Raw genomic sequence first — 12,945 nt, 5'->3', positions numbered from 1 at the left:
GCAGCGCAACCTGCGCTAACGATGCTTGATACGCGACGACTTCCGCTGATGCTTTCGATGGGCCGGTGCGGAAATCATCTTGGTGACACCGCCTATCGACGGCGGATCGCTGGCGGGGAACGTCCCCTCGACCGCCTCGTCCACATTGCGTTCGCTCTTGCCGCCGTTCGTGTGCTGCTCTCGGTACCCGTTACGCATGACCGCCTCCATGGAGCGTGACTGTCGGACCGGACTGGCCCGGACTCGACTGGCCGCGCACGAGCGCCCCGCCAGCGTGTCGTGCCGCCGGTCACGCCGTCAGCATAGGCCCGATCGGAAATTCACGCTGAGAGCGCGATCGTGATCCGTCGCAAGATCCCGGCCATCGCGCCCCGAGAACGTTCGCGGCTTCGCGTCGCCGCCGGACCGGCCGTGGCTCGCGACTCACCCGGCCGGCACGAGTAGTCGCGCATGCCGGTCCCGGCAAGCGCGTAAACCGTTCCGGCTCCGCTCGCCACGCGCGCAAGCAAATCGTTCCTGCATCGGACAGCCTGATCCCACGCATCCGCGCATGACTGCGCTACCAGGCCGAATTCGCCGCCGACCGGATGGATGCGTCGCGGTACTTCGACGCCTTCCCGATGTCTCACCAGGATCCACCATGACATTCGCTCCTCGCACCATCCCCCGGCAGATCGACTATGCCTCCTCCCGCGCGGCGACCATTGCCGTCGGCGTAGCCGCCTTCCCTCAGTTGTCGAATGCCGCCGGCCCCGGGCCGGATCGATCATCGGCCCATGTCATGACGGTGGCGGCTCACAAATCGGTCGACGCACGTATTGACAGCCTGCACCGGAGACTTCGCTCATGCGACCGACATGAGCGCTATGGACAACCTGCATTCTTACGGCGAAATCGCCGACGCGCACGCCGAAGGCGCCGAAAAACTGACCATGGCGTTTCAGGCGCCGTACGACAGCGTGTCCGATACGCAAAAGCGGAACACGGATGCAATTTTCCGTGGCAATGGCCGCCGCATCATCAAGAAAGAACAGTGTTGGACATCCCATCGGAACCGGCTGTCCACGGCGATCGCGAACGAACGGATTCCGGATCGTACACAGGACAATCTGATGGATGTTTCTGTCAGACATGCGCGCCGAGACACAACGGCCCCGAGATCGGGCATGCGAATCGTCGGCCTGATCGTCACGATCGGCTGCCTCGTCGTCGGGCCGCAGTTGCGTGCGGAAAGAATGAACCACCGTGGGGAGCGGGCCGGTCACGCGCGCATGACGCATCAGGCCGGTCGCCACTACGGCCGTCACCGGAGCGGAGCCGACGACGGCTATTACGGCGATCGAGATTATGCCAATGGCGCGCCTCCGGTGATTTACGCGCCGACACCGGCGCCGGGCATCGCCCTATTCATACCGCTACGGCTACGTTAAAGCGCGATTCGGTTCCGGCCGCCCGTTCGCCCTGCAGCACATCGACGTGCAGATCCTCACCGCTGCGATTTCGATGACGAAGATGAAGAGGATATTTCGCGGCGCGTCAGGGCGGCTTGCCGCCGGATGGCCCCCGCGTTCGATCCGGCGGGCGCTTTGTACGGTTTCGTACCGCATCGGTTCTCCGTTGCGTGTAGTGTCTGAAGCATGCCGGACATTCGGAATGACGCCATGCAAGGGCATACGCTTGGCGCGGGAGCGGATTCGACTTCCACGCGATCCGGTGCTCGACGCACACGGCGCCGCGACATTCATGAACGCCTTTTACAACACGATCCGGAACGACTGAACGGATCGGCAGGAATCGCTCCGCAGCGGCGGACGAACAGCTGGATACCACCGCGCGGCAGGCAGTTCGTCGAATCACCGAAGTGCCGGGCATCCATCTGGCGAGGACATCATGTTACGAAGCATCAGAAAGTTGCACGGCGTCACGGTCCGCGCGAAGGACGGCGATATCGGGCACGTCAACCAGGCCTATTTCGACGACGACGACTGGTGCATCCGTTACCTCGTCGTGGAAACGGGGGACTGGCTGCACGACAGGCAGGTGCTGATTTCACCCTATTCCGTGAAGCCTGCCGATCCTGGGAGCGGCACGCTGCATGTCAGCCTCACGCAACAGCAGGTGAGAGACAGTCCGAATCTGGACGCACACAAGCCGGTCTCCCGCCAGCACGAGATCGATTACCTGCGTTACTACAACTACCCGACCTACTGGGGCGGCCCGAACCTGTGGGGGATGGGCGCGTACCCGGCTTTCGATCCCGCCGAGCTGTCGCAGGACCTTGAAGCGGGCAATCCTGTCCCCACCCGCGCAACGCATGCCGGCGCGCCAACGGATACGCATCTGCGCAGCACCAGCGAGGTCAAAGGATATCGGCTCGAAACCATGGACGGCAGCATCGGCCATGTGTCCGACTTCATCTACGACGATGAGGCATGGGTGATCCGCTATCTGACGGTCGACACGCGGAGCTGGTGGTCGACCGGCAACGAAGTGCTGGTGGCGACTCACTGGCTCGACCGGGTGGACTGGTCCGCGGAAACGGTGTCGACCACGCTCACGCGTGACGCGGTCCGCCAAAGCCCGGCATACGACGACTCGCAACCCGTCCATCGAAGCTATGAAATCGAGCTGCACAGGTTCTACGGCAAGCACGGCTATTGGTCGGAAACCGAATCGTCCACGACGCGCGACACCCTTTGACATCCCGGCCCTCGAATTGCGCGAACCCATGCGATCCTCACGCAAGACTTCATCCCGATCCGGCCTGACGGAGATTCCCATGGAACGCACGATCGATTACCGAGGCCCGGACATCCACATCGGTACGAAGCCTTCGATGAAAAGCAAGTTCGACGCCCGGTTTCGCATCGATATCGTCAGCAAGTTCGAAGGCATCGCTCAACGGACCGTTCCCGATCGCTGAACGTTTCTGGCCGGGCAAATCGCCGGGCAGGCCGTCATGGACGTGATCCTCGGCCCGCCCCATTGATACGCCCAGCCACCCTCGCCTTCGCGAATGCCCCGCGGGGCCGCCGGGTTCGATGCCAGCTCGATCGGGATCGGGCATCCGGACTGGCCGCCTCATCCGTCATCCAACCGTCTTCCATCAAACCTACCGGAGCAACGCCATGCCAGTGCCCATGCCCGTCATTTCGGCCAAGCAGTTCATCGAGCTGGTTAATCTCCGCCTGCCCTCGCATCATGCATTCAAGGCCGGCATGCATGTCTTCCTCGTGAGACCCGCGTTCGTCAACGCCGATCCGATCGAGTTCGATTTTTCGCCCAGGACAGGCCGAACGAGCGGCGTGGTCAACTACGTCGCCGATCATGTGAAATCCGAATTCATGGTTGAGCCTGAGCTGAAACTGGCCGGCTCCGGTTAGGTCGTCGCACAGTGCCTGTCGTTCATCCTCCGCAACACCCGAAACGCGCTCCGCAGCCGACGTCCGATGCGCTCAGTGCCGGCGAATTCCGGCCTCATGTTCAAGCACCGATGATGCGCGTGATGATGCCGCCCAGATGTTCGCGCCCCTTCGGCATCAATGCAACGCTTTCGAGCAGGATTTCCAGCCCCCCGCGCCAGCGCGGCGCAGGCCTGTTCAAGCTTGAGCTTGAAACACGTTTCTCCCCACGTAGTTCGGTATTCGACCGACACGCATCTGTTGCAGGCCGGCGTCGTTATGGGGACTGCTCCCCGCGCCACCTCTTGCGGTTTCAAGTCTCCAAAATTACCCGAAAAAGTACCCGGCAAGTCTTGGATTTATACGACACCGCTTGACTGCTACCGGGACCATGAGTGCCCAAAAAAGCCTTTATACAAAAGCACTTCGAGCACTCACGGAACCTTTCGACTATCTATTCGCGCTTCTTCGCCTGCAGCGCGCGAATCCGCATCACGGCCGCGGTGTCGTGCACCGTCGATTCGTACATCTGCGCGAGATCGTGCTTGAGCGTCGTGCGCGAGCCGCCGTCGAGATACACCATGTGCCCGGACGGATAGAACCGCGCCGAGAGGTTCTGGCGCACTTTCGGATCGTCGAGCGGCATCTGCTGCAAGTCGAGCACCGTCTGGTAGAACGGCGTGACGAAATCGTAGAGGCCGTTCGCCGACAGCACCTTCAGGTCGCCGTTGAGCGCCATCACCGCGGCGAGATCGCCCGCCGTGTAGAGGATCACGTTGCCCTTCGCGTCGACGCCCTGCTGCTCGCCCGTCGGATCGATGTGGCCGAAGTCCCAGTATTTGAACGCCTGGTCGTTCAGGTCGGTGAACGACGAGTTCGACGTGTACTGCAATTGCTCGTTCAGATACGAGTTCCACATCGCCGTGTAGACGCCCGACACCGCCGTCATCGTCGGATCGTTGCCGCCCGAGTTCGGATCGATCTTGCCCGCGATCCCCGATTCGATGCCCGTCACGCGGCCGTCGTACCCGCCGAGCGCCAAGCCGCGCGCCTTCAGCAGCGTCGTCAGGAACAGCGAGTTGCCGCGCGCGTCGTAGCCCGCGATGTCGAGGCTCCACGACAACAGCGTCGTCGTGTCGATGCCGGTGTAGTCGGACAGCTTCTTGACGACGGCCGCGTCGGCGTGCGGGAACTTGCGCAGCGCGTCGAGATAGTCGGTGCGCGCGAACTGCGCGACTTCCTCGACGAATGCGCCGAGATCGGCCGGCGCCGGCGCGACGCCGAGCTGCTTGTGATACCACGCGTCGGCGGCCGCGGTCGGCAGCGCGCCGACCGGGTTGCCCGCCTGCTTGTAGTCGAGGATCGACGATTGCAGCGTGATGCCGTTCAGGTCGACGCCGTCCTCGTGAAGCTTGTACGCGAGCACGCAGCTGCGCGCGGTGCCGTACGATTCGCCGAACAGGAACTTCGGCGAATTCCAGCGGTTGTTCTTCGTCAGATAGCGCTTGATGAACTGCTTGATCGAGTTCGCGTCCTGGTCGACGCCCCAGAAATCGCGGTTCTTGTGCGGCGCGATCGCCGCCGAATAGCCGGTGCCGACCGGATTGATGAACACGAGGTCGCTCTTGTCGATCAGGCTGTCCGGATTGTCTTCCATCCGGTATGGCGCGGGCGGCGTGAAGCCCGGCATCGATGTCTTGATCCGCCTCGGCGCGAACGAGCCGAGCAGCACGAACACCGCCGACGAGCCCGGCCCGCCGTTGTAGAAGAACGTGATGGGCCGCGTTTCCTCCAGCTGTCCGTCCTGCGTGAACGCGACGTAGAAGATCTTCGCGTTCGGCTGCGAACTGCTCGGGTCGACGGTCACGAGGTGGCCCGCCGTCGCGGTGTACGCGATCGTGCGGCCGTCGATCTGGATCGTGTGATGCGTGAGCGCCGCGGCCTCGGTCGTGTCCGTCACCGCATCGTCGGGACCGTTGCCGTACGCGACCGGATCGAAGAACGGCTGATCGCCGTCCGCCTTCGGCGTCACGACGGTCGGCGGCGGCGCATGGACCGAAGCCGACGCGCCGTGGTGCAGCGGCTGCACGCCGCCGGAAGATGTCGTATCGATGCTCATCGTGCTGCTCCTTCTGGTTCTATTAGGTGGTGCATGAACGAATCGTCAATCGTGCCAAACCGTTTACGGTCGATGGCGACGGCGCGCGTGTCTCGGGCGGCCGATCGCTTCGCGACGGCGCCGGACCGCACCGGCTTCGCGCGATCCACGTCCGCTGCCACGACCGCTTCGTCGCAATCGCAGCGAAACGCCGTTGCGATGCCGGCGTCGCCGCACCGCATGCTGGAACAACGAAACACCGCCGCGACGGCCGCGCAGCGCGTCTGCTCACCGCGTCGTCGCCTCGGCGGCGACCGGCTCGCCGATACCGTCGAGCGTCACTGCTTGCGCCGCCGGACCGCTGCGGTTGGCACCGCCTATATCGGCCCCGCGCCGCAAATCTCAGGCGCCGCGACGCCGACGTCAAGCCCCCCGGCGCCGCAACCTGCGGACCGCCGCGAGCGCGACGGCGCCTCGGCACATGAGGCGCCGTCGACCGTCGCGCCGGCCCGCGATCACCCCGCCGCGCCGCTCTTCAGCGCCGCCGCGACCTTCGCGCCGTCGGGGCTGCCGAGCCCCGTGCACGCGTCCCAGCCGGGCGTCGCCGCATACGCGCCGTTGTCGCCGACCGAGACGTCGCGCAGCGCGCCCGCGTTCCGGTACAGCTTCGGATTGATCCAGCCTGCCGGGCTGCCCGCCGCCGCGTTGATCCGCGCGACGAGCGCGGCCCACAGCGGCGCGACGGCGCTCGTGCCGCCCATCGCCGTCGACGTGCCCGCGACGAAGACCTCGTAGCCCGTCGCGGGCGACGCGTCGCCCGCGACGTCGGGCACGCCGCGCTTCGTGAGCGGCGACGCGCTGCCGCCCTGCGCGAGCGTCGCGCTCAGGCCCTTCTGCCAGTCCGGCGCGTCGAACACGGCGCTCACGCCGCCGCCCGTCGAGCCGCCGCCCGCCGCATCGTCGTTCCACACGACTTCGCTGCGGATGCCCTGCCCCGGCAACGCGTCGAGCCGCGTGCCGCCGCACGCGAGCACGTACGGGCTCGATGCCGGAAAGTCGACATGATTCGCGCCGTCCTGCAGGCCGTCGCTCGAGCCGGCGTCGCCGGACGCCGCGCACACGGTCACGCCAAGCGCCGCGGCCGATTGCAGCACACGGTTGAACGCCTGCAGCGATTGCGACGTCCACGCGGCCTCCGGGCCGCCCCAGCTGATCGTCACGACCGACGGCCGGTTCGTCGTGTCGTGCACGGCCTGGTTGACCGCCTGGATGAAGCCGGCGTCGCTGTTCTGCGTGAAATAGACGGCGAGCGTCGCGCCGGGTGCGATCGAGCCCGCGACCTCGAGATCGAGCGCGACTTCGCCGTCCGGCCCGCCGGGATCGCCGGTCGGCGCGTTGCGGCCGGCGCCGACGTTCACGTCGACGAGCGTCGGCGGCCGCGCGAGCCCGAGGCCGCTGAAATACTGCTGGATCTCGGCGGGCCGATAGCCGCCGCCGAGCTCGACGATGGCGATGCATTGGCCCGCGCCGTCGCCGGGCGGGAAATCGTAGAGCGCCGCGAGCTGCGGCGGCGTGTAGGCGACGGCGGCGCCGCGCGCGGGCTGGAAGGTCGGCCGCACCCGGAAATGCGGCCGGGCCTGCGGGCGGTTGTCGAGCCCGAGCACCGCGGTGACGACGTCGTGCAGCTCGTCGGGCAGCGTGACGTCGCCCGTGCGTCCGCGATACTGGCCGATCGTCCGATGCTCGAAGCGCTGCAGCTTCACGCCGAACGCCGCCTCGAACTGCGCGATCGTGCCCGACAGCACGACGACGCTCTCGACCGGATCGACGCGCGCGACCGTCAGATCGTGCTGCTTCGCGAACGCCTCGACCTTCCGGATGTCGTCGGGATGCGCGCAGAAACGCTGGGCGAACGCTTCGCGCGAGACCGGCTTCGCGCCCGGATCGCCGCTCGCGAGGCCTTGCAGCAGCGCATCGAGGTGCTGCTCTTCCTGCCGTCGCAACATTACCGTCACGTGGATCGTCTCGGCCGGATCGCATGGACCGATGCGCGTGGATTCGGCGACGATTTGCGGTACGTTGCCGGCGTGAAGCTGCCTTGCCATATTCGGACCCTCCAGAAGCCGCGGTGACGGGTTGCCAGGATTCGGACACGGTCGCGCGATCGCAGTTCCGACCGGTATGTCGGACGGCGCACACACGCCGTCGACGGGACCATGCGACAGTACGGCAGAGCAAGTGTAAAGCACGCGCGACGATCCTGTGTCGGCATCTCGAACGTTCGAGACGGCGCGTTCACGGCATCGCGAGGCAGGGCACGCGACGTTCGGCATGCCGCGAACGACGCGTGCCCGCGCACGCGGGCGCGCCTTGCGCTCCGCGCGCGGCGCGCGGATTCCGGCGCTTCGCGGTTAGTTGCTTCGCATGCGCCAATGGCCGCGGGCGTTGACGTTGACGTCGATGCCGGCGCTCGCGCGCGTCGCGTCAGTCGATCGACAGTCGCAGCGCGAAGCCGAGCAGCACGGCCGAGAAGGTCCAGCGCTGCGCGGTCTGCGCGAGCGGATGCGCGCGCAACCATCCCGCGATGCGCGTCGCCCCGGCGACGCACGCGAGATCGAAGCACAGGCCCGCGAGCACGAGCACGGCGCCGAGCACCGCCATCTGCACGATCGCCGGCGCGCCGCCCCGCTGAACGAATTGCGGCAGCAGCACCGAGCAGAACAGCAGCGCCTTCGGGTTGAGCAGATTGGTGAGGAGCCCTTTGACGAAGGTCTGGCGCAGCCGCACGGCGGACTGCGCCGCGCCGTCGTCGGACAGCGCGAACGCCGGCGAGCGGAAGATCTGCACGGCGATGTACGCGAGATACAGCGCGCCGCCGTAGCGCACGGTCTCGTAGAGCCACGGCGCGCTCTTGAGGAGCGCGGCGACGCCGCACGCGGACAGCGTGACGTGCACGGCGCGCGCGAGCCCGAGCCCGGCCGCGGCGGCCGCGCCGTGGCGCGCGCCGCGGCCGATGCCCGTTTGCAGCACGCACGCCATGTCCGGCCCGGGCACCGCGTAAACGGCGACGACGGCAGCGACATAGACGAGCAGCAAGTGAGCGGAAAACATGGTCGAACCCGGGTTTCGAGAGGATTCCATGATGCGTCTGCTCGATGAGGGTTTATTGGCTTATTTGGTTGGATTACCCGCAAAACTTATTGGAATACACTACAAGTAAGCGATTTTTTAGAGCATTCCCATATCATGATCGATCTCGACAAAACCGACCGCGCCATCCTTGCCGCAGTGCAGCTCGACGGCCGCATTCCGGTCGCCCGCCTCGCCGACTCGGTGGGACTGAGCGAAACGCCGTGCGCGCGCCGCCTCAAGCGGCTCGAAAGCGACGGCTACATCGAGCGCTACCGCGCGCAACTGTCGCGCAACGCGCTCGGCTTCGGCGTCGTCGCATTCGTGCTGCTGCGCTGCGCGGTTCACGACCGCGGCGTCGCGAACCGCTTCGAGCGCGAAGTGCTCGGCATTCCGCGCATCCTGTCGTGCCACAACGTGTCGGGCTCCGCCGACTATCTGCTGCAAGTCGTCGCGCACGATCTCGACGACTACGGGACGTTCCTGCGCGAGACGCTGCGCGTGCTGCCGGGCGTCACGTCGATCGAATCGGCGCTGTCGCTGCGCGAGGTGAAGCGCGAGGCCGAGCTGCCGATTCCTTGAGCGGCGGCGCGCGTCGCTGCCGGCCGGGCACGGCGCGAGCCGTGCGCGCAACGGACCGGCGCGCACGCGAACCGCGCGGTCTGTCGACGCCGCTTGCGCGTTCGCTATCATGCACAGCCTCCGATACGCTTTTTCGAGCCCCCACGATGACCGAAGCCGAACCGATCCGCGTCGAACAATTCGTCGCCCGCCCGCCTGCGCAGGTCTGGGCGGCGCTCACCGAGCCCGCGGCGCTCGCGCGCTGGTGGGCGGCGGGCGACGTACGCCCCGTGCCCGGCCACCGTTTCACGCTCGACATGGGCCCGTGGGGCCGGCAGCCGTGCGAAGTCGTCACGGCCGAGCCCGAGCGCCGCTTCGCGATCGCGTTCGCGCAAGGCACGCTCGACACGACGATCTCATGGCGGCTCGAACCGGAATCCGGCGGCACGCGCGTGTTCTTCGAGCATGCGGGCTTCGATCTCGACGCGCCGCAAGCGCGGACCGCGTACGACGGGATGAAGCGCGGCTGGCCGGCCGTGCTTGCGCGAATCGAGCAGGCGATCGGGAGCTGAGCCCGCCCCGCGCGATTCGCCGGCCTCGCCGCCGACGAATCGCGCCCCCTTTGAGCACCGTCATCAAACTGCCTGATCGCGAGCGCTAGGATCAAACGGTCCGTCTCATCAAGGGCCGTCATGCACCACCCCCTATCCGCCGCGACGAGCGGAGAGCTCGGCCGCACCCGGCATCTGGGCATCGCACTCCTCGTCGCGCTCGTCGCGAGCGGCGCCGCCTACGTGTTCGTCCATCTGCTCGCCGATCTCGCGCCCGTCGGCGAGCGCGCCGCGTTCCCCTATCTGCTGCTCGGCGTCGCGCTCGCGATCGCGCTCGGCTTCGAGTTCGTCAACGGCTTCCACGACACAGCGAACGCCGTCGCGACCGTCATCTACACGCATTCGCTCACGCCGAACGTCGCGGTCATCTGGTCGGGCATCTGGAATTTTCTCGGCGTGATGGCGTCGACGGGCGCGGTCGCGTTCGGCATCCTGCAGTTGCTGCCCGTCGAGCTGATCCTGCAGGTCGGCCACGGCGCGGGCTTCGCGATGGTGTTCGCGCTGCTGATCGCGGCGATCGCATGGAATCTCGCGACCTGGTACTTCGGGCTGCCGTCGTCGAGCTCGCATACGCTGATCGGCTCGATCATCGGCGTCGGGCTCGCGAACCAATTGATGCACGGGCCGTCGGGCACGAGCGGCGTCGATTGGGCGCAGGCGGCGGGCGTCGGCAAGTCGCTGCTGCTCTCTCCGATCGTCGGTTTCCTGTGCGCGGGCCTCCTGCTCGCCGCGCTGAAGGCGTTCGTGCGCGTGCCGGCGCTCTATCGCGAGGCGCGGAAGAACGAGCCGCCGCCGTTCTGGGTTCGCTGCGTGCTGATCCTGACCTGCACCGGCGTGTCGTTCGCGCACGGCTCGAACGACGGCCAGAAAGGCATGGGGCTCATCATGCTGATTCTGATCGGCACGGTGCCGACCGCGTACGCGCTCAACAAGGCCGTCACGCCCGGCGAGACGCGGACGTTCATCGCCGTCGCGCACCAGGCGTCCGCGGCGCTCGCGCGCGATGCGGGCGACGCGCCGCCGTCGCCGACCCCCCGCGCCGACGTCGAAGCGTACGTGCAGTCGCGCCAACTGAGCCGCGCGACGCTGCCCGCGGTCCGGCAACTGTCGGACTCGCTCGCGGCCGAGGTCGGCGCGACCGGCTCGATCGCGAAAGTCCCCGAAGGCCAGGCGGACAACGTGCGCAATACGATGTATCTCGTGTCCGAGGCGCTGCGCCTGATGGAGACAACCGGACAGCCGGCGTTCTCGCCGCAGGACCGCCGCGCGCTCGACGACTATCGCGTGCAGCTCGATCACGCGACGAAGTTCATTCCGACCTGGGTGAAGGTCGCGGTCGCGATCGCGCTCGGTCTCGGCACGATGGTCGGCTGGCGACGCATCGTCGTGACCGTCGGCGAGAAGATCGGCAAGCAGCATCTGACCTACGGGCAAGGCGCGTCGGCGGAAGTCGTCGCGATGCTGACGATCGGCGCGGCGGATGCGTACGGATTGCCCGTGTCGACGACGCACGTGCTGTCGTCGGGCGTCGCGGGCACGATGGCCGCGAACGGCTCGGGACTGCAATGGGGCACCGTGCGCAGTCTCGTCCTCGCTTGGGTGCTGACGCTGCCCGCATCGATCGTGCTCGCGGGCGCGCTCTACTGGGGCTTCCACGCGCTGCTCTGACGCCGTGCATGCGCGCCGCCGCGCCGCCGGATTGCAGCGCAAGATTCGGAGCGTATCGTGTCGGCCGTGCCGCTAGACTCGCCGCATCGACCCATTCACGATGCAGCGAGGAAGCGCCGATGAATACGACGTTCGAACCATCCGCGGCGGCCGCTCGGACGCACGACGAAACGCCGGCCTTCGCGTCGCGCGAAGCGGCGCTTGCGCAGCGGATCGACGCGCTCGCGTGGCAGTCGATCGAACAGGATCTCGACCGCGACGGCCGCGCGATCGTTCGCGGGCTGCTCGCGCGCCGCACGTGCGAAGCGCTCGCCGCGCTCTATGCGCGCGACGACTTGTTCCGCAGCCGTGTGACGATGGCGCGCCACGGTTTCGGCCGCGGCGAATACAAGTATTTCGGTTACCCGCTGCCGCGCGTGATACACGCGCTGCGCACTGCGCTCTACCCGCATCTCGCGCCGATCGCGAACCGCTGGAACACGCTGATGCGCATCGATGCACGCTTCCCCGTCGAGCACGCCCGGTTCATCGAGCGCTGCCATGCCGCGGGTCAGCTGCGTCCGACGCCGTTGCTGCTGCGTTACCGCGAAGGCGATTACAACTGCCTGCATCAGGATCTGTACGGCGAGCACGTATTTCCGCTGCAGGCGGCGATCCTGCTGTCCGAGCCGGACGTCGATTTCGCGGGTGGCGAGTTCGTCATCACCGAACAACGGCCGCGCATGCAGTCACGCGTGGACGTCGTGCCGCTCGCGCAAGGCGATGCGGTGATCTTCGCCGTGCATCATCGCCCCGTGCAAGGCGCGCGCGGCGCATATCGGGTGAATCTGCGGCATGGCGTGAGCCGCTTGCATGCCGGGCAGCGACACACGCTCGGGATCATCTTTCACGACGCACTGTGACGCCGGACGCAGCGAGACGCGCGCCCTTACGGGCAACGCACGCCGATTCGCATTCGCCACACTCTTCTCGCGCGGCAAAGCAGCCGTGACGAACGAAATGGTTGCGCATGCATCCATCTGTCGCACTGCACAGGCATCGACCATGCAATTCGACGAGCAAGAGTGAATCCATGTTCACACGCACGATTCGATCATCGTGCCGCCGGGCGCCGCTCGATCATCCGACACGTCCGTGCATGCTACACATGCAACCGAATTGAAAGGCTTGCTTGCGTTGCGAGACGAAATTCATCAGGACAATTGACGATAACGTCGAGCAGACAGTCTCCTCCACAGCGACGCATTCATGTTTCGCGTGTGCTAGCGCGACGTCGAAAACGCATCGATCGCGCACGCCAATGTTCGGCATCACCCAATTCGCCAATTTACCTCGTTGCAAGGCCGCCGCATGCGCCGCCTATTCGCTACTCTTTCCGGCAGCCAGGATCGGCCGCGTTCGCGCGACGGTCGTTAGCCACCGAAAGCCTCGCAACATCGCTCGACGTGCGCCGCCCGTGATTCGAAACGGAGGTGGA

The 12,945-nt window shown here is 66.5% G+C and carries 12 protein-coding genes; 8 read left to right on the top strand and 4 right to left on the bottom strand.

The window, feature by feature from the left end; all coding sequences use genetic code 11:
* Window positions 1-15: 15 nt before the first annotated feature.
* Window positions 16-198, bottom strand: a complete 183-nt coding sequence (locus BG90_RS33875) for a hypothetical protein (RefSeq protein WP_025990601.1) — start codon at window positions 196-198, stop codon at window positions 16-18.
* 668 nt (window positions 199-866) lie between these two features.
* Here BG90_RS33875 and BG90_RS37540 point away from each other — a divergent pair.
* From BG90_RS37540 to BG90_RS24760, 4 genes are all read left to right on the top strand, one after another.
* Window positions 867-1,430: a hypothetical protein gene (locus BG90_RS37540; RefSeq protein WP_232239144.1), complete on the top strand. Its 564-nt coding sequence runs from the start codon at window positions 867-869 to the stop codon at window positions 1,428-1,430.
* A gap of 460 nt (window positions 1,431-1,890) precedes the next feature.
* Entirely contained in the window at window positions 1,891-2,700 is an 810-nt protein-coding gene (locus BG90_RS24765; protein ID WP_025990602.1) for a PRC-barrel domain-containing protein, read from the top strand.
* Between the two features lie 79 nt (window positions 2,701-2,779).
* Window positions 2,780-2,923, top strand: a complete 144-nt coding sequence (locus tag BG90_RS36855; RefSeq protein ID WP_010109459.1) for a hypothetical protein — start codon at window positions 2,780-2,782, stop codon at window positions 2,921-2,923.
* 205 nt (window positions 2,924-3,128) lie between these two features.
* Window positions 3,129-3,383 carry a hypothetical protein gene (locus tag BG90_RS24760; protein WP_010109460.1) on the top strand — a complete coding sequence of 85 codons (255 nt, stop codon included), beginning with the start codon at window positions 3,129-3,131 and terminating at the stop codon, window positions 3,381-3,383.
* Between the two features lie 472 nt (window positions 3,384-3,855).
* On the opposite strand, the gene BG90_RS24755 is transcribed toward BG90_RS24760, so the two are convergent.
* The 3 genes from BG90_RS24755 to BG90_RS24745 all read right to left on the bottom strand — a co-directional run bounded on the left by BG90_RS24755 (window position 3,856) and on the right by BG90_RS24745 (window position 8,610).
* On the bottom strand, window positions 3,856-5,520 hold the full coding sequence (locus tag BG90_RS24755; RefSeq protein ID WP_010122786.1) for a S10 family peptidase: 1,665 nt from the start codon (window positions 5,518-5,520) through the stop codon (window positions 3,856-3,858).
* Window positions 5,521-6,014: 494 nt separating this feature from the next.
* Window positions 6,015-7,604, bottom strand: coding sequence for a S53 family peptidase (locus BG90_RS24750; RefSeq protein WP_045568432.1), 1,590 nt, complete (start codon window positions 7,602-7,604; stop codon window positions 6,015-6,017).
* Window positions 7,605-7,983: 379 nt separating this feature from the next.
* A complete protein-coding gene (locus BG90_RS24745) occupies window positions 7,984-8,610 on the bottom strand; it encodes a LysE family translocator (RefSeq protein WP_041282191.1) in 627 nt (208 codons plus the stop codon).
* Window positions 8,611-8,745: 135 nt separating this feature from the next.
* Here BG90_RS24745 and BG90_RS24740 point away from each other — a divergent pair, with 135 nt between their 5' ends.
* From BG90_RS24740 to BG90_RS24725, 4 genes are all read left to right on the top strand, one after another.
* Complete coding sequence (locus tag BG90_RS24740; protein ID WP_010109530.1) at window positions 8,746-9,210, top strand: Lrp/AsnC family transcriptional regulator; 465 nt, start codon at window positions 8,746-8,748, stop codon at window positions 9,208-9,210.
* A gap of 146 nt (window positions 9,211-9,356) precedes the next feature.
* Entirely contained in the window at window positions 9,357-9,761 is a 405-nt protein-coding gene (locus BG90_RS24735) for an SRPBCC family protein (RefSeq protein ID WP_010119573.1), read from the top strand.
* A 120-nt stretch (window positions 9,762-9,881) separates the two neighbouring features.
* Window positions 9,882-11,468 (top strand): inorganic phosphate transporter, encoded by a 1,587-nt coding sequence (locus BG90_RS24730; RefSeq protein WP_010119575.1) that lies wholly within the window; start codon window positions 9,882-9,884, stop codon window positions 11,466-11,468.
* A 119-nt stretch (window positions 11,469-11,587) separates the two neighbouring features.
* Entirely contained in the window at window positions 11,588-12,370 is a 783-nt protein-coding gene (locus tag BG90_RS24725) for a 2OG-Fe(II) oxygenase (RefSeq protein ID WP_010119580.1), read from the top strand.
* The last annotated feature ends 575 nt before the right edge of the window (window positions 12,371-12,945 follow it).

Origin of the sequence: Burkholderia oklahomensis C6786 (assembly GCF_000959365.1) — a bacterium.
Taxonomy (GTDB): domain Bacteria; phylum Pseudomonadota; class Gammaproteobacteria; order Burkholderiales; family Burkholderiaceae; genus Burkholderia; species Burkholderia oklahomensis.
Note: the sequence above shows the minus strand (reverse complement) of the source record. Positions and strands in the feature narration are given on the sequence as shown.